The organism is Achromobacter sp. ACM03 (assembly GCF_014851665.1).
Lineage (GTDB): Bacteria > Pseudomonadota > Gammaproteobacteria > Burkholderiales > Burkholderiaceae_B > Achromobacter > Achromobacter aegrifaciens.
This window is the reverse complement of record NZ_JACVAD010000002.1, coordinates 864,128-881,689: the sequence shown is the minus strand read 5'-3', so window position 1 is coordinate 881,689 and position 17,562 is coordinate 864,128. Positions and strand designations below refer to the sequence as shown.

Here is a 17,562-nt window from a genome sequence, read left to right as displayed (position 1 = left end):
GCATTTGTAATTTCCGGCGCCTGACGCCCGGCCACCGCATAACCACACTGAAAGAGACACGCAGCCATGACCACCATCAACGAAACCCACGACCCGTCCCTGAAGAGCTGGATCGCCAGCGCCAACACCGGCGAGTCGGATTTCCCGGTGCAGAACCTGCCCTATGCCACCTTCCGCCGCAAGGGTTCGACGGAGTCGTTCCGCCCCGGCGTGGCCATCGGCGACCAGATCCTGGACCTGGCCGCGCTGGCCGCCAAACAGCCCTTCGAGGGCCTGGCAGCGGAAGCCCTGGCCGCGTGCGCCACGGACAGCCTGAACGCCCTGATGGCCCTGGGCCAGGCCCACTGGAGCGCCCTGCGCCTGGCGCTGTCGCGCGCACTGCGCGAAGGCGCTGCCCTGCGCGGCACGGTCGAGCCCCTGCTCGTCGCGCAAGCCGACGCCGAATACACCACGCCCGCCCGCATCGGCGACTACACCGACTTCTACATCTCGGTGCACCACGCCACCGCCGTGGGCAAGCAATTCCGCCCCGACAATCCCCTGTTGCCGAACTACAAGTGGGTGCCCATCGGCTACCACGGCCGCGCCTCCAGCATCGGCGTGGACCAGAAGTTCCCCCGCCCCGTCGGCCAGACCCGTCCCGCCAATGAAGGCGAAGCGCCGCAGTTCGGCCCCTGCGCCCGCCTGGACTACGAACTGGAACTGGGCATCTTCGTCGGCACCGGCAACGCCCAGGGCGACCGCATCCCCCTGGCCGACGCCGAATCGCACGTGTTCGGCCTGTGCATCCTGAACGACTGGTCGGCGCGCGACATCCAGGCCTGGGAATACCAGCCCCTGGGCCCCTTCCTGGCCAAGAACTTCGCCTCCACGATCTCGCCCTGGGTCGTCACCATGGAAGCGCTGGAACCGTTCCGCACGCAGTGGATGCGCGGCCCGTCCGAACCGCAGCCCCTGCCCTACCTGGCATCCGATGCGAACCGCGCCAAGGGCGCCTTCGACGTACAGATGGAAGTCCTGCTGACCACCGAAAAATCGCGCGCCGACAAGCAGCCGCCGGCCTTCCTGTCGCGCAGCAACTTCCGCGATGCCTACTGGAACGTGGCGCAGCTGATCACCCACCACACCGTCAACGGCTGCAACCTGCAACCCGGCGACATGCTGGGCACCGGCACCCTCTCCGGCCCGCAACCCTCGGAAGCCGGCTCGCTGCTGGAACTGTGCAACGGCGGCAAGAACCCCATCGACCTGCCTTGGGGCGAAAAGCGCACCTTCCTGCAGGATGGCGACCAGGTCATCATCCGCGCCGAATGCGTGAAGGCAGGCTATCCGCGCATCGGCTTCGGCGCCTGCTCCGGCACCGTGCTGCCCGCCCGCGCCTGATCCGCGCCTAGTCCGCGCCGGCGCCCGCCCTGGCGGGCGCCGTCAACGCCTCGATCTCATCGTCCTTGGCCTGCCACTGCTGGCCCAGCCAGTGGTGAAAGGTTGTACGGAACGCCTTGTCGCCGGAGTAGTTGCCTTCGCAAAACTCCGGCGGCACCGGCAACTGCCGCATGCGCACCAGCACCTGCCCCGCACGACCGCAGGCCAGATCCCAGAAGCTGGGCGCACCATCCGGATAGACGATCGTCACGTCTATCATCGAACGAAACCGCTTGCCCATCGCATTCAACGCCACCGCCAGTCCGCCCGCCTTGGGCTTGAGCAGATGCCGATACGGCGATCCTTGCGCAGCGCGCTTGGCAGGACTGAAACGCGTCCCTTCAGCAAACACCATCACGCTGGTCGGCACCAGCGAAAACTTAGCGCAAGCCCGCCGCGCGGTCTCCTGATCCTGCCGCCCCAGATCCGGATTGCGGCGCAACGCCGCCTTGCCGTGGCGCTTCATGAACGGAAAATCCAGCGCCCACCACGCCAGCCCGATCACCGGCACATAGATCAGCTGCTGCTTCAGGAAGAACTTCAGCAACGGAATACGCCGGTTCAGCGACTGCTGCAACACGAAGATATCCACCCAGGACTGGTGATTGCAGTTCACCAGATACCAGTCCGCATAGCGCAGGCCGTCATTGCCCTGTACATCCCAGGGCACATCCTGGATCCGCGCCAGCCATCCAGCGTTGCAGGACACCCAGGCCGTGGCAATGCCGTTGAGCACGGGGTCGACACCCCGCCTGACCGCCGCGAATGGCAGCAGCAGCTTCAACAAGGCCAGCGGGAACAGCAGCAGGCACCAGAACACCGTGTTGAGCGCCAGCCAGACGGTGCTGATAACGCCCGTCACCCAGGCGAAACGTCCGCGCGGCAATGGCAGCACGCGACGGCGCGCAGGCGCGCGAGCACTGGATTTGTTTGATTGGGCAGGCGCAGCGCGGCCAGCCCCGGAAGACGATTCAGGAAAAGTCATGCGCCAGTTTCCTACCTTCAGCAAAAACTCGACTTGCGCAGAATCAAGCCACGATCAGCGCGCAGCGCACAGCGCCACCACCCACGGCAACACAGCGCAAGACACCGCGTATGCTCGATCAGGCCGCCCGGGCGGCCTGATCGAGCGGGCACCGCAAAATCTTCCACCGCCCCGCCGCCCGCGGCAAGCACGCCAAGCAAACCACCCACCCCCGCGACGGTAAAGTTTCAAAAACCGAAGTTTGGGGCGTTGGGGGCCTGGGGCGCGCGGGGCGTCGATAAGCCCGAGGGAATCTGAAGGAAAGGCCGAAGGCCTTGACGAAGATGACGACGGGGAAGTCCGGAGCGAAGGCTCCGGACCGCAATCGTTGCCCCGCGCGCCCCAGGCCCCCAACGCCCCAAGCGTCTTAAGAACCAACAACACCACAAAAGAACTCAAGGCAACCGATACCGCTCTTCCCGATAAGCCCAACTAGCCCACAAAGCATGCGCCAAAGCCTCTTCCGAGAGCCGAGGATCCAAAGGTTCCACCGGCGCATAAACCTCATCCCGCCCCACAGGCGCAGCCTCATACCTGAACTGCCGCGGCGCCTTCGAAGGCTCCAGCACCAGCAGCTGATCCCCCCGCAGATACCCGAAATTATCCGCGTACTGCATCATCGCCCGATCAGGATCCCGCTGCGTCAGGTCCACGCCCAGCATCGGATTCACATTGTCCAGGCCCATCAAGGACAGCATGGTAGGCGCCATATCGATCTGGCTGACCAACCGTTCATCCTGCCGAGGCGCAATCCCCGCCCCCAGAATCAGCGCAGGAATCTGGAAATGCCGCACCGGCACCGGAATGGAACCGTAAACACGCGAATCGTGATCTGCAATCACCAGGAACACCGTGTTGTCCCAGTACGGCGCCTTGCGCGCCTTGTCGAAGAACTGCCCCAGCGCCCAGTCCGCATAGCGCACAGTGTTATCCACCGTCGCCGGATCGCCCACCGGCTTGATGCGCCCTTCCGGATACTCCCACGGCGAATGGTTCGTCACCGAGAATGCCAGCGTGAACACCGGCTTGTCGCCATCCGCGCGCAGCAGCCGGTCCACCTGATTGAACATGTCCTCGTCCGACGCTCCCCACGACCCCTCGAACACCGGATTCACGAACTTGGGACGATCCACTATTTCGTCGAAACCGTTGCCCAGGAAAAAGGCCCGCATATTGTCGAAGTGCGACTCGCCCCCGTACACGAAACGCGAATGGTAGCCATGCTTGCCCAACACCTGCGCCAGCGTGAAGAAACCCGTCTGCGAACGCGGCAGCTTCACCACCGCGTCGGCCACGCTGGGCAGGAACCCCGCCGTCACCGCCTCGATGCCCCGCACCGAACGCGTGCCCGTCGCATAGGCACGGTGGAACATCCAGCCTTCCTTGCCCAGCCGGTCGATATTGGGCGTCAGGTCACGCCCGCCCAGGCTGCCCACATACTGCGCGCCCAGGCTTTCCTGCAGGATGATGACCAGATTCAGCGGCTTGTCCCGGCGCACCGTCGCCTTCTGCTCATGCAGGCTGGGATAGCGCGCATCCAGCGGCGCCCCCGTCAGTCCCGCCTTCTCACGCACAATGGCATTCATTTCGTCCACAGCCATCTTGGGATACATCGCGGCCGAGGAACGCTCATCGCGCATGCGGTAGGCGGCATCGAACACGCTATACAGCGAATTCAGCGCCAGCGCGTTGACCATGGCGTCCGAACTGTAGGCAACCTTGGCCGGATTGATCGGACGATGCTCCAGCGTGCCGCGCGCGCCCAGGAACACCAGCGCCAGGATCACGAATGAAGCCACCGGCCGTTTCCACCACGACATGAAGGGATCGCGCGTGCGGGTCGGAAACAGGCGGACCGACAGCCAGGCCGCCAGCACCAGCACCACAAAGGCCGCCAGCAGCACGCCCTTGTAGCCCTGCCACAGCATCGAACCGACTTCCTTCGGATTGAGCAGATAGATGAAATAAAGCCGGTTTGGCCGCGTATCGTATTCCGCGATGAACTGCGGCGTGGAAACCTCCAGCAGCACGAACAGCATCCACCAGGCGCGGAACCACCAGGCGGTGATGCGGGCGGCCAGCGGCCGATGCCCGAACCAGGGCGAAAACACCGCCGGCAGCGCGATCACCATGGACATCAGGCAGACGTCGATGCGCAGGCCGCCCAGCAGCAGCGGCCCCAGCCCCCCTGCCGCCTCCACCCGGTCCCACATCCAGAAGGCCAGCCCCAGCCGCGACAGCGTCAGCAGCGCCAGGACCGCAATGATGAACCGCAGAGTCAGACGGCGCATGCGAGCACCTCCCCCTGGCGCCGCAACGCCTGCTCAGATGAAAGAATGCCGCTGTATATGCCGAGCAGAGCCATGCCGCCTCGTGGTTCGAAATTGGAAAACGCGCAAAGGTTAACGCGGTTTGGGACGATCCCGCGGCCGCTCTTACTGGGCGCGCCGCAGCCGCTCGCGGCTGTTGCTCAGATGCGTGCGCATGGCTGCGCGCGCGGCCTCCGCGTCCTGGCGCTGGATCGCACTGTAGATGTCTTCGTGCTCGAGGTTCACTCGCGCCAGGTAGGCGGCGCGGTCCTCGTGTGCGAACTTCGCCGAATTGATCCGCGTGCGTGGAATGATGGCCGAACCCAGATGCGACATCAGATCCGCGAAATAGCGGTTGTCCGTGGCTTGCGCGACCAGCAGATGGAACTGGAAGTCCGGCGTGACGGTGTCCCCGTCGTTTTCCAGCGCGCTCTTGAAGGCCTCCAGCGCGCGCCGCATCTCATGCAACTGCTCCGGGCTGCGCCTGGCCGCAGCCAGGCCGGCAGCCTCGCTTTCCAGGCAGATGCGCAGCTCCAACAGCACCAGCACATCGCGCACCGTGGCGATGTCGGCAGGATCCACGCGGAAATCCCCGCCGCCGCTGGGCTCCAGCGCATATGTCCCCACGCCGTGATGCGTCTCTACCAGGCCCGAAGCCTGCAGTCGCGACAGGGCTTCGCGCACCACCGTACGGCTGACGCCGAACTGGCGCATGATCTCGGATTCCGTCGGCAATTTTTCGCCGGGCCGGATGTCCCCGCCACGGATACGTTCCGTGATGCTCTCGACCAGCCCCTGAGCCAGGTTCCGGGGACGACGCCGCGGCGTGACGGGAGTATCGGCGGGAACATTCATTGGCTAGGATCCGAAAACAGTTGAGCGCGGCCGGGGACCGAGCGTCGCCGCTCATTGTACTTTGGGCTGGTAGCGAGTCCGCGCTCCAGAATGGCGCCGGCGACGCGCAGCATGCCGCCGTTTCGCCCGGAGCAACCGTCCCGGGAGTCCCACGGCTAATGGTTCAAGCCCGAGACGGCTGGACGCGCAACGATGAGGGGATAGAAAAACAGGGCCGCCAGGAACCACATCAAGGTAGCGGACCAGAGCGTCTGACTGAGAAAATGGGCGCCCTGCAAGATACGCACCGTGGAAAAACCCACTCCTCCCGCGATACCCGCTGCCAGCCCCCACCAGCGCCATGCCGGACGCCCCAGCGCCCAGCCCAGGAAATACAGGGTCAACATCGAATAGCCCGCGCCCGCATGACCGCTGGGCAAAGCGCCGCCCCCTCCTGCCCGCACCCACGTCCACCAGTAAGACGGATAAGGGGTGTAGCCGCCCAGGGAGTCCAGATCATAGGGACGGGGCAGCGTCGTGTAGTGCTTCAGTTGGTTCACCAGCACCTGCCCGGTCAGGCAAGTTGCCGCCAGCACCAGCGCCGGTCCGCGCCACGGCCGCCAGGCCGGAATGCGATAGCTTGCCGCCGCCACGCCCACCGCGGCCAGTCCTATCCCGATAGGCAGGGCCAACACCATGCGATGCCCGATCAGATCCAGCCAACGGTTCAGACGCAGCGGAAAATCGTCCAGCGCCGGATCGAACAGCGCTCGGGCGATGCGCATATCCAATCCTGAGACATTGGCCCACCAAGCCAGGCAGGCCAGCGCAAGCGTGATCGCAAAAACATGGATCGACAGATACGATGCCGGCGTCGGCTTGCGCAACGCGGGCGGCGATAAAGGCGGCATGGTGGCGACAGGATGTCCGTCAGGCAAACGGGCAGCTTAGGCCGCCGACAGTCAAACTTTCGTCAAATTTGACCTTGCGCCCCGCCGGCCGCCGCCATCGCATGCCCCTCAGCGGCCTCAAAACGCAGCGTGAAGCAGGTGCCGCGCTGCTCGCCCTGGCGCGAAGAATCGACCGTCAGCGACCAGCCCTGCATATCGCAGACGCGCTTGGCGATCGCCAGTCCCAGACCGCGCGCCGTCTCGTCGGGGCCGCCCGCGCCCGAATCCCGCATGCGGCCGCTGTAATAGCGGCGGAACAGGAAGGGCAGATCGTCGGCGGCAATGCCTTTGCCATCGTCGCGCAGCTCCAGCGCGCCGTCGGCCGCCATGCTGGCGGTCAGCGTCGCGGGCGCGGCGTGTTCCACCGCGTTGCGGATCAGGTTGCGCAACACGGTCAACAAGGCATAGCGATCCAGCATGCGAACCTGACCGGCGGCGATCCGGTTTTCGAAACCGAGCCCGGTCAACCCCGCCTGGGTTTCGTACCCGCGCCAGGCGTTGTCCATGCATTCGCCGAGATCGACGGACTCCGCCGGGCGCAGTTCGTCCCGCGCCATGGAGCGTGCGCTCTCCAGCGACACGATCACATCGTCCACGTTGTCCACCACGCGAGTCAGCCGCTGGCGTTGGTCCGGAGTCAATACCTGGGTCAGCAGCATCAACTCGCTGTCCGAGCGGATCGCGGCCAAGGGCGTGCGCACCTCGTGGCTGAGATTGCCCGCGAACTCGCGCTCGCGCGCAATCGACCTGTCCACCTGGTTCTGCACCCGGTTGAAGGCCTCTATCAGCCGGCCCGCCTCGTCGTCGCGCGTCACTGCCATATCGGGCGACCCCGGCGCCCAGGTGGCCAGCCGGTCGGTCAGGTCCAGCAACGGACCGACCGCGATGGCCGCCACGCGCCGTGACAACGCATAGGCGCCCACCACGCAAATGGCGCCCACGCCCAGCACGATCAGGCCGAAGTCATGCACCCGCCCTTCGTTCTCGGTGGCGTCGTACAGCAGGTACACCTTGGCCCGTCCTGTTTCGGCCACCATCACGTGCCAGGTGTAGGCGCCCGGCTCCACCAAATGCAGGCCGCTATCCAGAGACTCGATTTCCGGCGGCATGTCGGCGGGCCGATTGCCGTCCAAGCTGACCCAGGCGCGCATCGAACCGCCCAGTTCGCGCACACCTTCGCGCGGCAGGAAACCGTCGCTGACCCGGGCGTGCTGCACCAGCCGGTCCATTTCGGTGTTGAGGATGTCGTTGACCAGATCGTCTTCCATCTGATCGAAGGTCAGGTAGGCCAGCAGGGCCAGCGCCGTCACGAACAACGCCACGGTTCCGGTCAACGCCCAGACCACGCGCTGGGTCAGCGTACCCCCCGCAGACGCCGACGAAATGCCGCTCATCTTGTCGCCCCGGCTTCCAGCGTGAGGCGCCAGCCGGTGCCGTGAATGGTTTCGATACCGTCGAAACCGGCATCGGCCAGCGCACGCCGCAACAAGTGGACCTGGCTGCGCAAAGCATCGGACGAAGGCGGCTCGTTGCCCCACAGCGTGGACTCCAGCTCCTCGCGCGACACCACCCTGCCGGGATCGCGCAGCAGCGCCTCGATGATGAGGCTGGCCTTGCGTGTGAGGTGCACGGGGCTGCCGTTGACCGACACCGCACGGTTGCGGGTATCGTAGGACAGGGGGCCAAAGGCCCGCACCGAGTCCACTGTCGCGCCCTTTGCGCGCTGGATAAGCGCCACCAGGCGCGCTTCCACTTCCAGCAGCGCGAAAGGCTTGGTCAGGTAGTCGTCCGCGCCATGCGAGAACCCGGCCAGCTTGTCTTCCAGGCTGTCGCGCGCCGTCAGCATCAGCACCGGAACATCCGCGCGCATGTCGTTTCGCAGCGTGTGCAGCACTGCGTTTCCGTCCATGCCCGGCAGGCCGATATCCAGGATCAGGGCGTCGAAGCGCTGCTCCTTCAGCCGCTCCAGCGCGGCCGGCCCCGAGTAGGCGGCATCGGGCAGAAAGCCGCGCGCTTCCAGGAAGGTGTACAGATTGCCCGAGATGACCGGATCATCCTCGACGATCAATACCCTGTAATTCGCGCCCGCCGCGGGACTGGTTGCCATGGTTGCGATTCCCTTTCGTGCGCGCCACCTCAGGCCCGCAGTACCTTGCCCGGATTCATCAGCCCTTGCGGGTCCAACGCTCGCTTTATTCTGCGCATCAGATCCAGTTCGATGGCGCTCTTGTAGCGCGGCAGTTCGTCGATCTTGAGCTGCCCGACGCCATGTTCCGCGCTGATCGAACCATGGTGCGCGTGCACGCTGTCGTGCACCACGCCGTAGATGTCGCCTTGCAGCGCCAGCAGCTCGGCCTCGGTCTGCCCCGGCGCATGGGCCACGTTGTAGTGCAGATTGCCGTCGCCCAGGTGCCCGAAGATCACATGGCGCACGCCAGGAAATCGCGCCTGCAGCAAGGCGTTGGTCTTGTGCACGAAGCCGGCGATGGCCGAGATCGGGATCGACACGTCATGCTTGACCGACTTGCCCAGCTCCGCTTCGGCCAGCGGAATACTTTCACGCAAGTGCCACAGCGCCTTGCTTTGCGCCACATTCGCGGCAATGGCTGCATCGTTCACGAGCCCGCTTTCGATGGCCTCGCCTAATACGGTCTCGAAGCGTTCGCGCGCGTGCGCCTCGCTTTCGCTGTCGGACAGCTCAAGCAGGGCGAACCATGGCGATGCGGCGGAATCTCCCTCGAAGGGCAGGCGCTGCTGCGGGAATAGTCGAACGACCGACTGCAGGCAGGCACCGCTCATCAGTTCAAAGCCGGTCAGCGCCGCGCCAAAGCCCGCCCGGGCGCGCGACAGCAGCTCGACGGCCTGATCGATGCCGTCCAGGGTCAGCAATGCCGTGCATGAAGCCACGGGCCTGGGAAACAGTTTCAGCGTGGCTGCGGTGATGATGCCCAGCGTGCCTTCGCTGCCGATGTACAGGTCGCGCAAATCGTAGCCGGTGTTGTCCTTGCGCAGGCCGCGCAGGCCGTGCCAGATCTCGCCTTCGGCGGTCACGACCTCCAGGCCAAGAGTCAGTTCACGCGTGTTGCCGTAGCGCAGCACCTGGGTGCCGCCGGCATTGGTCGCCAGATTGCCGCCTATGGTGCAGCTGCCTTCGGCGGCCAGGCTCAGCGGAAACAGCCGGCCCGCCGCGGCTGCGGCCTCCTGTACGGCCTGCAGCACGCAGCCCGCTTCCACGGTGATCGTGTCGTTGTCGGTATCCAGTGCGCGCACCGCTGTCAGGCGGGTAGTGGACAGGATCACCGCGCTGCCGGACAGGTCAGGCGTGGCGCCTCCGCACAGGCCCGTGTTGCCGCCTTGCGGCACCACCGGCACCCCATGGGTAGCGCACAGTTTCACGGCCGCCGCCACTTCCCCGGTCGAGCCGGGACGGATAACCGCCAGCGCGGCGCCTCGATAACGGCGGCGCCAATCCAGCACATACGTGTCGGCGTCCGTGCCCGTCAGCACGTGGGATGCGCCCAGAAGGGACTGTAGATCGCTCAGCAAGGTCATAGCGCGGCACAAGTAGCGCCTGGGGCGAGCCCAGGCTGGGAGTGTGCGGTCTATTGTAGGGGGTGAGCGCCCGGGTGACAGCACGGCGGGCATGCCGCACCCGCCGGCAGAGCCTTTCAGCCGACGGCCTGATCCAGCCGCGTACCCGTCAGGCCCGAACAATAGGCCCGCGAGGCGATGCGGTTCATCAGGAAGGCCCGGTCCACGCCCGCGGGGCCGGGCATTTCCGACAGCGCGCGGTAGGCGCGGCGCAGGACCTCGCCCCGGGTCGCGCCGCACACCAGCAGCCGCGTGCACGGCAGGCGGCGGTCCACGCAACCATCGATGCGCAGTTCCAGCGCATGGGCGGCGACCGGTTCGCAGTCATGCACGGCCGTGCCCGCATGTGCCTGCGCCTGGGCGTCGATCACGCGGAACACGCCGCTGCGATCGTCCAGCGCGAAAGCGACAGTGCCCATGCCCTGCCAGCCGCGATCTCGCGCCACGTCGGCGGCGACGGCGCGCAACGCGCTTTCCACGGAGGCCGGCAGATGAGGCGCCGGACACTCGGCGATCAGCACGCGGGCGTCGCGCCATACGCAGCGTTCCCAGGCCCGGCCCGTGGCCAGGCCGCCCGCCTCGGAAACGAACACGTGAATGTCGAGCCGGCGCTCGCGGCCTGCGGCCGGCCCGGCGTGATCCGTGGGCGGGCCCCGCCGGTTTGAGGCGCCCCTGGATGACATGACAGTAGAAACTTTGGCGCCCATGGCCCCTCCCGGTCTTTCTGCTTGCATAGCAAGCGTATCACCTTCGGAGGACGAGCAAGTTTTGTGCCATGCCCAGCCCACTGGGCAAACCCCGTAGCGCGGCCTGCCGCCGCACCGGAAACACGCGTGGGAGCCCGTGGGCGCACCAGATCAGGGCGGACGTCCCGCCACGGTGCAAGAAGGGAAAAAGCCCTACGCCGTCTGCCGGATGAAGGGGGAGCGCCAATGGGGGATAATTCCGGTTTAATCCCTAGCCAGGCGCGTTTTGATATGCGGGTTTACCAGAATCCGCTTCAGAACCCGAGCTGGAACCCAACATCCAAGGAACCGTCGTGGGCAACAACACGCAATTTCCGGGCTCGGTCTTCAAGGCCTATGACATCCGTGGCACCGTGCCCGACCTGATCGACGCCCGCTTCGCCCGCGCCTTGGGCGTGGCGCTGGCAGCCCGCGCGCGCGAACAAGGCGTGCAGACCCTGGTCGTCGGCCGCGACGGCCGCCTGAGCAGCGAGATGCTGTCGGTGGCGCTGCAGGAAGGCATGCTGGAAGGCGGAGTGGACACGCTGGACATCGGCATGGTGCCCACGCCGCTGGTCTATTTCGCCGCCAACGTCATGCAAACGGGATCGGGCGTCGCCATCACCGGCAGCCACAACCCGCCGAAGTACAACGGCTTCAAGATGATGATGGGCGGCCGCGCGCTCTACGGCGAGGACGTTCAGGCGCTGGCTGCCAGCATGAACGGCCCTGCCAGCGCCCCGGCGGCCCGGCCCGGCGTGCGCCGCCAGCTGGACTTGGTGGCGTCCTACATCGCGCGCGTCGCGTCCGGCATCAAGCTGGCGCGGCCCATGAAAATCGCCATCGACTGCGGCAACGGCGTGGCCGGCGCGGTCGCCCCGGCGCTGTTCCGCGCCCTGGGCTGCGAGGTCACCGAGCTGTTCTGCGAAGTGGACGGCACTTTCCCCAACCACCACCCCGATCCCGCCGAACCCAAGAACCTGCAGGACCTGATCAAGTGCGTGGCCGAGACCGACTGCGAACTGGGCCTGGCTTTTGACGGCGACGGCGACCGCCTGGGCGTGGTGACGAAATCGGGCCAGATTGTCTGGCCGGACCGCCAACTGGTGCTGTTCGCCCGCGACGTGCTGGACCGCAATCCGGGCGCCACCATCATCTATGACGTGAAGTGCAGCCGCCACGTGGGCCTGTCGGTCGAAGCGGCCGGCGGCGTGCCGCTGATGTGGAAGACCGGCCATTCGCTGGTGAAGGCGAAGCTGGCCGAGACCGGCGCCCCGCTGGCCGGCGAGATGAGCGGCCACATTTTCTTCAAGGAGCGTTGGTACGGCTTCGATGACGGGCTCTACACCGGCGCTCGCCTGCTCGAGATCGTGTCGCGCGACGCCGATCCCTGCGCCGTGCTGGAAGCCCTGCCGCAAGACGTTTCCACCCCCGAACTGAAGCTGGAGATGGAAGAAGGCCAGCCCTTCACCCTGGTCCAGGCCTTGCAGGAGCAAGGGCAATTCCCCGGCGCGAATCGCGTGATCACGATTGACGGCGTGCGCGCGGAATATCCTGACGGCTTCGGCCTGGCGCGCCCCTCGAACACTACGCCGGTGGTCGTGCTGCGTTTCGAAGCGCAAACGCCCGCAGCGCTGGAACGCATACAAGCCGACTTCCGCCGCGAACTGAGCAAACTCGCGCCGCAAGCCGATCTGCCTTTCTAGTTTTGCCTATGTCCTTATCGAACAGCCCAGCCTGGCAACAGTTCCTCGCGGCCACACACGCCGCGCCGCGCAGCGGCGAACAATTGCGTGTCCTCAATGCCCCCGGCCTACGCCTGGACCTGAGCGCGCAGGCGTATTCACCGGACCTGCAAAAGGCCGAGGCAGCCCTACTTGAACAACAGGGGTTCGACGCTGCCCGGTCCTGCCTGTTCGACGGCGGCAACGCAAACTGGACCGAACAACGCGCCGCCTGGCACACCGCGCTGCGCGCCCCCCAACCGCCCGCCAGGGTGGCCAAGTCCGTCCTCGGCGAACGCGAGCGCATGCGCGAATTTGTGCGCCAGGCCGACGCGGCCGGGCGCTATGGCAGCGTGCTGCACCTGGGCATAGGCGGCAGCGACTGGGGGCCCCGGCTGGTCACGCGCGCCCTGCGCCACGGCGGCGCGCGGCGCGAAGTGCGTTTCGCCTCCAACGTGGATTCGCATTCGGTCGCGGACGCGATGAGCCGCCTGGATCCGCACGACACCCTGGTCATTGTCGCCTCCAAGTCGTTCACCACCACTGAGCCGCTGGCCAATGCCGAGGTCGCCATGAACTGGCTGCGCGATGCCGGCGTAGCGGATCCGATCAGACAGGTCGTGGCGGTCACCGCCAACGTCGAGGCGGCCTTGAACCTGGGCATCCTGCCCGATCACATTTTCCAGATCTGGGATTGGGTGGGCGGACGCTATTCGCTATGGTCGGCGATCAGCCTGCCGGTCGCACTGGCGCTGGGCACAGACTCCTTTGACCAACTACTGGCGGGCGCCGCCGCCATGGACGAGCATTTCCGCACCGCGCCCATCGAGGAAAATGCGCCCGTCCAGCTGGCGCTGGCCGGCGTCGTAAACCGCAGCGTGCTGGGCTACGATTCACTGGTGATTGCACCCTACGATTCGCGGCTCTACCACATCGTACCCTGGGCCCAGCAGTTGGAAATGGAATCGCTGGGCAAGGTCGCCACCGCCGACGGCAGCCCGGCCGGCGTGCCCACCGGCCCGGCCGTCTGGGGCATGTCGGGCACCGATTGCCAGCACACCTTCTTCCAGTGGCTGCACCAGGACACCCGGGGCGCTCCCGTCGACTTCATCCTGTGCGAAAAACCCGACCACGCCTACGCGCGCCACCACGAGCTGCTGATCGCCAACTGCCTGGCACAGCGTTCCGCGCTGCTACGCGGCAAGTCCTTCGAGGAAGCGCTGGCCGAAACCTCGGCGATTGAAAGCGATCCCGACCGCGCCCGGCTGCTGGCGCAGCACCGCGTCCATCCGGGCGGACGGCCCTCCTCGCTCATCGTGCTGCCCCACCTGGAGGCCTATACCCTGGGTGCGCTGCTGGCGCTGTACGAGCACAAGGTGTTCACCCAGGGCGTAGTATGGGGCATCAACCCCTTCGACCAATGGGGCGTTGAATTCGGCAAGGCCTTGGCCAAGGGCATCATGCACGAGTTGAATTCGCAGCAAGCCAGCCAGCAGGATCCCTCCACCCGCTACTGGATCGACGCGATCACGCGCCGTCCTTAAGCGCGAACCGGCGCCTTGCCGGCGCCGGTGCTTCCATTTCAGGCGCTGAGCGCGTCGTAGATTTCCACGTGGACGCGCGCCACGCGATCGATGTTGAACTCGCGCTCGGCCAGCGCCCTGCCGGCGGCGCCCATGGACTGCCGCAAGGCCGGATCCTCGGCCAGACGGGCAATGGCGTCCGCCAGCGCCTGCGCATCGCGCACCGGCACCAGCAGTCCGGTTTCGCCCGGTTCGATCGCATCGCGGCAACCCGGCACGTCGGTGGTCACGACCGCGCGCGCGCAGGCCGCGGCCTCGATCAGCGACTTGGGCAGGCCTTCGCGATAGGAAGGCAGCACGGCGATATGCGAGGCTGCGTACAACGCGGCCACGTCGGAACGTTCGCCTAATGCGCGCACGCAGCCTTCCTGCTGCCAGGCGTCCACGTCGTCCTGCGTCGCCGAGGCCGGATTGCCTGCGTCCACGCCGCCAACCAGCTGCATCGTGACAGGCAAGCCGCGCTCGCGCAGCAGCCTTGCCGCCTGCACGAATTCCTGCACGCCCTTGTCGCGCAGCAATCGGGCCACCATGGTGACCACGACCGGCGGCGCCGGCGGTTCGGGTTGGGCCCGATACTCATTCAGGTCCACGCCCGCGCCCCGGATCATGACGACCTGGGCGTCGCGCACCGCTCCCAGCGACTTGAGCAAATCGCGGTCGCTGGCGTTCTGGAAGATCACGCGGCTATTGGGATGGCCCAGCGCCAGCCGATACAGGCGCGCCACCACGGCGCGCACCAGCTTCATCTTCAGCGAATTGGACAGGAACACGAAGCCCAGGCCGGAAATCGCCGCGACCATGCCCGGCACGCGCGTCAGACGGGCAGCGATGCCGCCATAGAGCACGGGCTTGATCGTGACCAGATGCACGATCTGCGGTCGCAGATGCCGGAACAGCCGTATCAGGGCCAGCAGCGTACCCAACTCCTGCAAGGGATGCTTGCCGCTGCGCGTCATCGGTATGGCGTGATGCGTCATGCCCAACGCCTGGATGTCGGCCACGGCCGGACCGTCCATGGTGGCGACATGCACCTCGTAGCCCGCCTGTTGCGCGGCCAGCGCCACGGGCACGCGGTGCGACATGAAGAAGGCCGGATTGTTGACGACAAACAGCAGGCGGCGCCCTGCGCTCATGCTTTGACTCCCGAGATGCGGCGCCACACCGCGATATAGCTTTGCACCATGCGAGCCAGGTCGAAATTTTCCAGCACGCGGGCGCGGCCCGCTTCGCCCGCGCGCATGCGGCCGCGCGAGGCCACTTCGCACAGGGCCGTCTCAATGCCGCGGGCCAGCGCCTCGGGCTGCTCCGGCGGCACAACCACGCCGGCGTCGCCCACGATAAAGGCCGCGTCGCCCACGTCCGTCACGACGCAGTAGACGCCGCAGGCCATGGCCTCGGCCACCACGTTGGGAAAGCCTTCCGCGCAGCTGGACAGGACATGCAGGTCCAGCCCGTTCATTGCGGCGGGCACATCGTCGCTTGGTCCCGCCAGCACCAGCCGGTCGCGCAGGCCCAGCCTGTCGATCAAGGACGCCAGCTCGGTGTTTGCGGGATCCATGCCGCGGCCGATCAGCACGCAGCGCAGTCCCGCGTCGCGTCCGTCGCGCACCAGCGCGGCGACGGCGCGCAGCAGGTTGGCGTGGTCCTTGAGCGGATCCCAACGGGCCACGCAACCAATGGCCGGCAGGTCCTGCGGCAAACCCCATTGCGCGCGCACCCGCTGCCGGGCTTCATCATTCGGCGCATAGCGCGATAAGTCATAGCCATTGGCGATGACCACCATGCGTTCGCGGTCATAGCCTTTGTCGGCATGGCGCTGCGCCGACTTCTGGGCGGCGCACACGATGGCCTTCGGTATGCGGCCCGACAGCAGCGCGCAGGCCCGCAGCACCAGGCGAGCCGAGCGGCTGCTGCGCTCCAGGTGTTCGCCCGAATTGCGGATGCCCCAGGCGATGGCGCGCACGCCCGCCAGGCGCGCCGCCAGGCCGCCGATCAAATCGGCGTGGTACATCCAGGTCTGCACCGCATCGGGACGCGTCGTCGCGATCAGCGAGCGCAGCGCCAGGAAGCCGCCCAGGCTGACTCGTCCGCGCTTCATGGCCAGCGTATGCACGGCGACGCCTGCCGCGCGCAGACGCTCGCCATAGATGCCTTCGTCCGTCAGCGACACGACGACATGCTCCACGTCAGCCCCGGGATAGGTCGCCAGGCGGAACAGCACGGATTCGGCCCCGCCCTGCCCCAGGCCGGTGATGATGTGCAGGACACGCAGCCGCCGGGCGTTCATCGTCCCTCCCGCACGGCATCGAATAATTCATCCCATTCCGCCAGGACGCTGGCCAGCGCATAACGCTGGCGCACCGCGGCAGCACCGCGCATGCCCAGTTGCTGACGCAGGGAGGCATCGCCCAACAAGCGGCGCAAGGCCTCGCGCAGGGCATCGCGATTGCCGGCGGGCGCCAACAGGGCGTCCTCGCCGTTGCGCGTCATCTCGCGCGGTCCGCTGGGACAATCGAACGCCACGCAGGGCAGGCCCAACGACATGGCTTCCAGCAGCACATTGGGGAAGCCTTCCACCAGCGAGCTCAGCACGAATGCCTGACCGCGCGCAAGTTCCTCCCAAGGCGCCTCGGTGCGGCCGGGCAGGCTGATGCGCGACTGCAGGCCCAGGCGTGCGACCTGCTCTTCCAGCGCGCCGCGTTCAGGGCCTTCGCCCCAGATGCGCAGATTCCAATCCGGAAAGTCCGGCGCCAATTGCGCGAACACGTCGATCAACAGGTCGAATTGCTTATCAGTGACCAGGCGTCCCATTGCCAACAGTTCGCGTGGACCACCGTCTTCTCGTTGCGGCACCAGCGGCGCATCCAGCAAGGGCGCGGGCAGAGGATTGGGAATCACGGCCAGACGCTTGATGCCCGGCACCTGCCGCGCGAACGGGCCGGCGGTATCCTCCGCCTGCACCGTCACCATGTCGGCGCGGGGATACAGGACGCGGCGCAGCTTGCGCCACACCGCTCGCGTCGTGGTTTCGGCCACCGGATTGGTGCGCTCGCAAACGATGAGCGGCGCCTTCAATCCCAGGGAAGCCAGTATGGCGGCCACATTGACGTTGGTCAGGAAGGACACCACCACGTCCGGTTTTGAATCGCGGATGTGTTTGCGCAGCGCGAGCAGACGCTTGAATGCGGCCATGGCTCCCGACGCACGCGTGCCTGCCAGATCCGCAAGCCAGGCCAGTTCGACCTTGTCCGACAGCGGATAGAAGCAGCTGCCCTTGGACGAGTAGGTGGGTGTCAGAATGACGGAATCCCCGCGTTCGGCCCATGCGTTGACCAGCGTGGCGGCGACCCGTTCGGCGCCGCCCGCGTGCATGGAACTGACCAGCATCAAGATTTTCATG

General features: G+C 66.5%; 14 protein-coding genes. 3 read left to right on the top strand and 11 right to left on the bottom strand.

Going from position 1 to position 17,562, the window contains the following annotated elements; all coding sequences use genetic code 11:
- Nucleotides 1–66 precede the first annotated feature (66 nt).
- Complete coding sequence (gene fahA / locus IB257_RS12190) at nucleotides 67–1,383, top strand: fumarylacetoacetase (RefSeq protein WP_125472697.1); 1,317 nt, start codon at nucleotides 67–69, stop codon at nucleotides 1,381–1,383.
- Nucleotides 1,384–1,390: 7 nt separating this feature from the next.
- Here the strand turns inward: fahA and IB257_RS12185 are convergent, their stop codons facing one another.
- From IB257_RS12185 to IB257_RS12150, 8 genes are all read right to left on the bottom strand, one after another.
- Nucleotides 1,391–2,308, bottom strand: a complete 918-nt coding sequence (locus IB257_RS12185) for an acyltransferase (RefSeq protein WP_225588954.1) — start codon at nucleotides 2,306–2,308, stop codon at nucleotides 1,391–1,393.
- A gap of 533 nt (nucleotides 2,309–2,841) precedes the next feature.
- Nucleotides 2,842–4,737, bottom strand: coding sequence for an LTA synthase family protein (locus IB257_RS12180; protein WP_192492365.1), 1,896 nt, complete (start codon nucleotides 4,735–4,737; stop codon nucleotides 2,842–2,844).
- Nucleotides 4,738–4,881: 144 nt separating this feature from the next.
- The gene (locus tag IB257_RS12175; protein WP_054451961.1) at nucleotides 4,882–5,610 is read right to left on the bottom strand and encodes a FadR/GntR family transcriptional regulator; all 729 of its coding nucleotides are present in this window, start codon (nucleotides 5,608–5,610) and stop codon (nucleotides 4,882–4,884) included.
- Nucleotides 5,611–5,765: 155 nt separating this feature from the next.
- On the bottom strand, nucleotides 5,766–6,500 hold the full coding sequence (locus tag IB257_RS12170) for a phosphatase PAP2 family protein (protein ID WP_119450303.1): 735 nt from the start codon (nucleotides 6,498–6,500) through the stop codon (nucleotides 5,766–5,768).
- Nucleotides 6,501–6,562: 62 nt separating this feature from the next.
- The gene (locus tag IB257_RS12165) at nucleotides 6,563–7,933 is read right to left on the bottom strand and encodes a HAMP domain-containing sensor histidine kinase (protein WP_175161351.1); all 1,371 of its coding nucleotides are present in this window, start codon (nucleotides 7,931–7,933) and stop codon (nucleotides 6,563–6,565) included.
- Nucleotides 7,930–8,646, bottom strand: a complete 717-nt coding sequence (locus IB257_RS12160; protein ID WP_119450305.1) for a response regulator transcription factor — start codon at nucleotides 8,644–8,646, stop codon at nucleotides 7,930–7,932. Before IB257_RS12160 ends, IB257_RS12165 begins: the two co-directional genes overlap by 4 nt.
- A gap of 29 nt (nucleotides 8,647–8,675) precedes the next feature.
- Entirely contained in the window at nucleotides 8,676–10,091 is a 1,416-nt protein-coding gene (locus tag IB257_RS12155; RefSeq protein ID WP_125470097.1) for an FAD-binding oxidoreductase, read from the bottom strand.
- A 116-nt stretch (nucleotides 10,092–10,207) separates the two neighbouring features.
- Nucleotides 10,208–10,837 carry a BPTD_3102 family carboxylase-like protein gene (locus IB257_RS12150; RefSeq protein ID WP_119450307.1) on the bottom strand — a complete coding sequence of 210 codons (630 nt, stop codon included), beginning with the start codon at nucleotides 10,835–10,837 and terminating at the stop codon, nucleotides 10,208–10,210.
- A gap of 332 nt (nucleotides 10,838–11,169) precedes the next feature.
- Here IB257_RS12150 and IB257_RS12145 point away from each other — a divergent pair, with 332 nt between their 5' ends.
- On the top strand, nucleotides 11,170–12,561 hold the full coding sequence (locus IB257_RS12145; RefSeq protein ID WP_054451967.1) for a phosphomannomutase/phosphoglucomutase: 1,392 nt from the start codon (nucleotides 11,170–11,172) through the stop codon (nucleotides 12,559–12,561).
- 8 nt (nucleotides 12,562–12,569) lie between these two features.
- A complete protein-coding gene (gene pgi, locus IB257_RS12140) occupies nucleotides 12,570–14,123 on the top strand; it encodes a glucose-6-phosphate isomerase (RefSeq protein WP_175180601.1) in 1,554 nt (517 codons plus the stop codon).
- A 38-nt stretch (nucleotides 14,124–14,161) separates the two neighbouring features.
- Here the strand turns inward: pgi and IB257_RS12135 are convergent, their stop codons facing one another.
- Genes IB257_RS12135 through IB257_RS12125 form a run of 3 tightly spaced genes read right to left on the bottom strand, consistent with a single transcriptional unit; the run spans nucleotide 14,162 to nucleotide 17,561 of the window.
- On the bottom strand, nucleotides 14,162–15,295 hold the full coding sequence (locus tag IB257_RS12135; protein WP_175212604.1) for a glycosyltransferase family 4 protein: 1,134 nt from the start codon (nucleotides 15,293–15,295) through the stop codon (nucleotides 14,162–14,164).
- Nucleotides 15,292–16,449, bottom strand: a complete 1,158-nt coding sequence (locus IB257_RS12130) for a glycosyltransferase (protein WP_175161342.1) — start codon at nucleotides 16,447–16,449, stop codon at nucleotides 15,292–15,294. The genes IB257_RS12135 and IB257_RS12130 overlap by 4 nt, the downstream gene beginning before the upstream one ends.
- Nucleotides 16,446–17,561 carry a glycosyltransferase family 4 protein gene (locus IB257_RS12125; RefSeq protein WP_175212605.1) on the bottom strand — a complete coding sequence of 372 codons (1,116 nt, stop codon included), beginning with the start codon at nucleotides 17,559–17,561 and terminating at the stop codon, nucleotides 16,446–16,448. The genes IB257_RS12130 and IB257_RS12125 overlap by 4 nt, the downstream gene beginning before the upstream one ends.
- Between the last annotated feature and the right edge of the window lies 1 nt (nucleotide 17,562).

Coding starts and splice junctions, on each gene's coding strand:
- IB257_RS12155 (WP_125470097.1), bottom strand. CDS start 10,091: ATGACCTTGCTGAGCGATCTACAGTCCCTTCTGGGCGCATCCCACGTG.
- fahA (WP_125472697.1), top strand. CDS start 67: ATGACCACCATCAACGAAACCCACGACCCGTCCCTGAAGAGCTGGATC.
- IB257_RS12180 (WP_192492365.1), bottom strand. CDS start 4,737: ATGCGCCGTCTGACTCTGCGGTTCATCATTGCGGTCCTGGCGCTGCTG.
- IB257_RS12135 (WP_175212604.1), bottom strand. CDS start 15,295: ATGAGCGCAGGGCGCCGCCTGCTGTTTGTCGTCAACAATCCGGCCTTC.
- IB257_RS12125 (WP_175212605.1), bottom strand. CDS start 17,561: ATGAAAATCTTGATGCTGGTCAGTTCCATGCACGCGGGCGGCGCCGAA.
- pgi (WP_175180601.1), top strand. CDS start 12,570: ATGTCCTTATCGAACAGCCCAGCCTGGCAACAGTTCCTCGCGGCCACA.
- IB257_RS12175 (WP_054451961.1), bottom strand. CDS start 5,610: ATGAATGTTCCCGCCGATACTCCCGTCACGCCGCGGCGTCGTCCCCGG.
- IB257_RS12160 (WP_119450305.1), bottom strand. CDS start 8,646: ATGGCAACCAGTCCCGCGGCGGGCGCGAATTACAGGGTATTGATCGTC.
- IB257_RS12170 (WP_119450303.1), bottom strand. CDS start 6,500: ATGCCGCCTTTATCGCCGCCCGCGTTGCGCAAGCCGACGCCGGCATCG.
- IB257_RS12165 (WP_175161351.1), bottom strand. CDS start 7,933: ATGAGCGGCATTTCGTCGGCGTCTGCGGGGGGTACGCTGACCCAGCGC.
- IB257_RS12150 (WP_119450307.1), bottom strand. CDS start 10,837: ATGGGCGCCAAAGTTTCTACTGTCATGTCATCCAGGGGCGCCTCAAAC.
- IB257_RS12130 (WP_175161342.1), bottom strand. CDS start 16,449: ATGAACGCCCGGCGGCTGCGTGTCCTGCACATCATCACCGGCCTGGGG.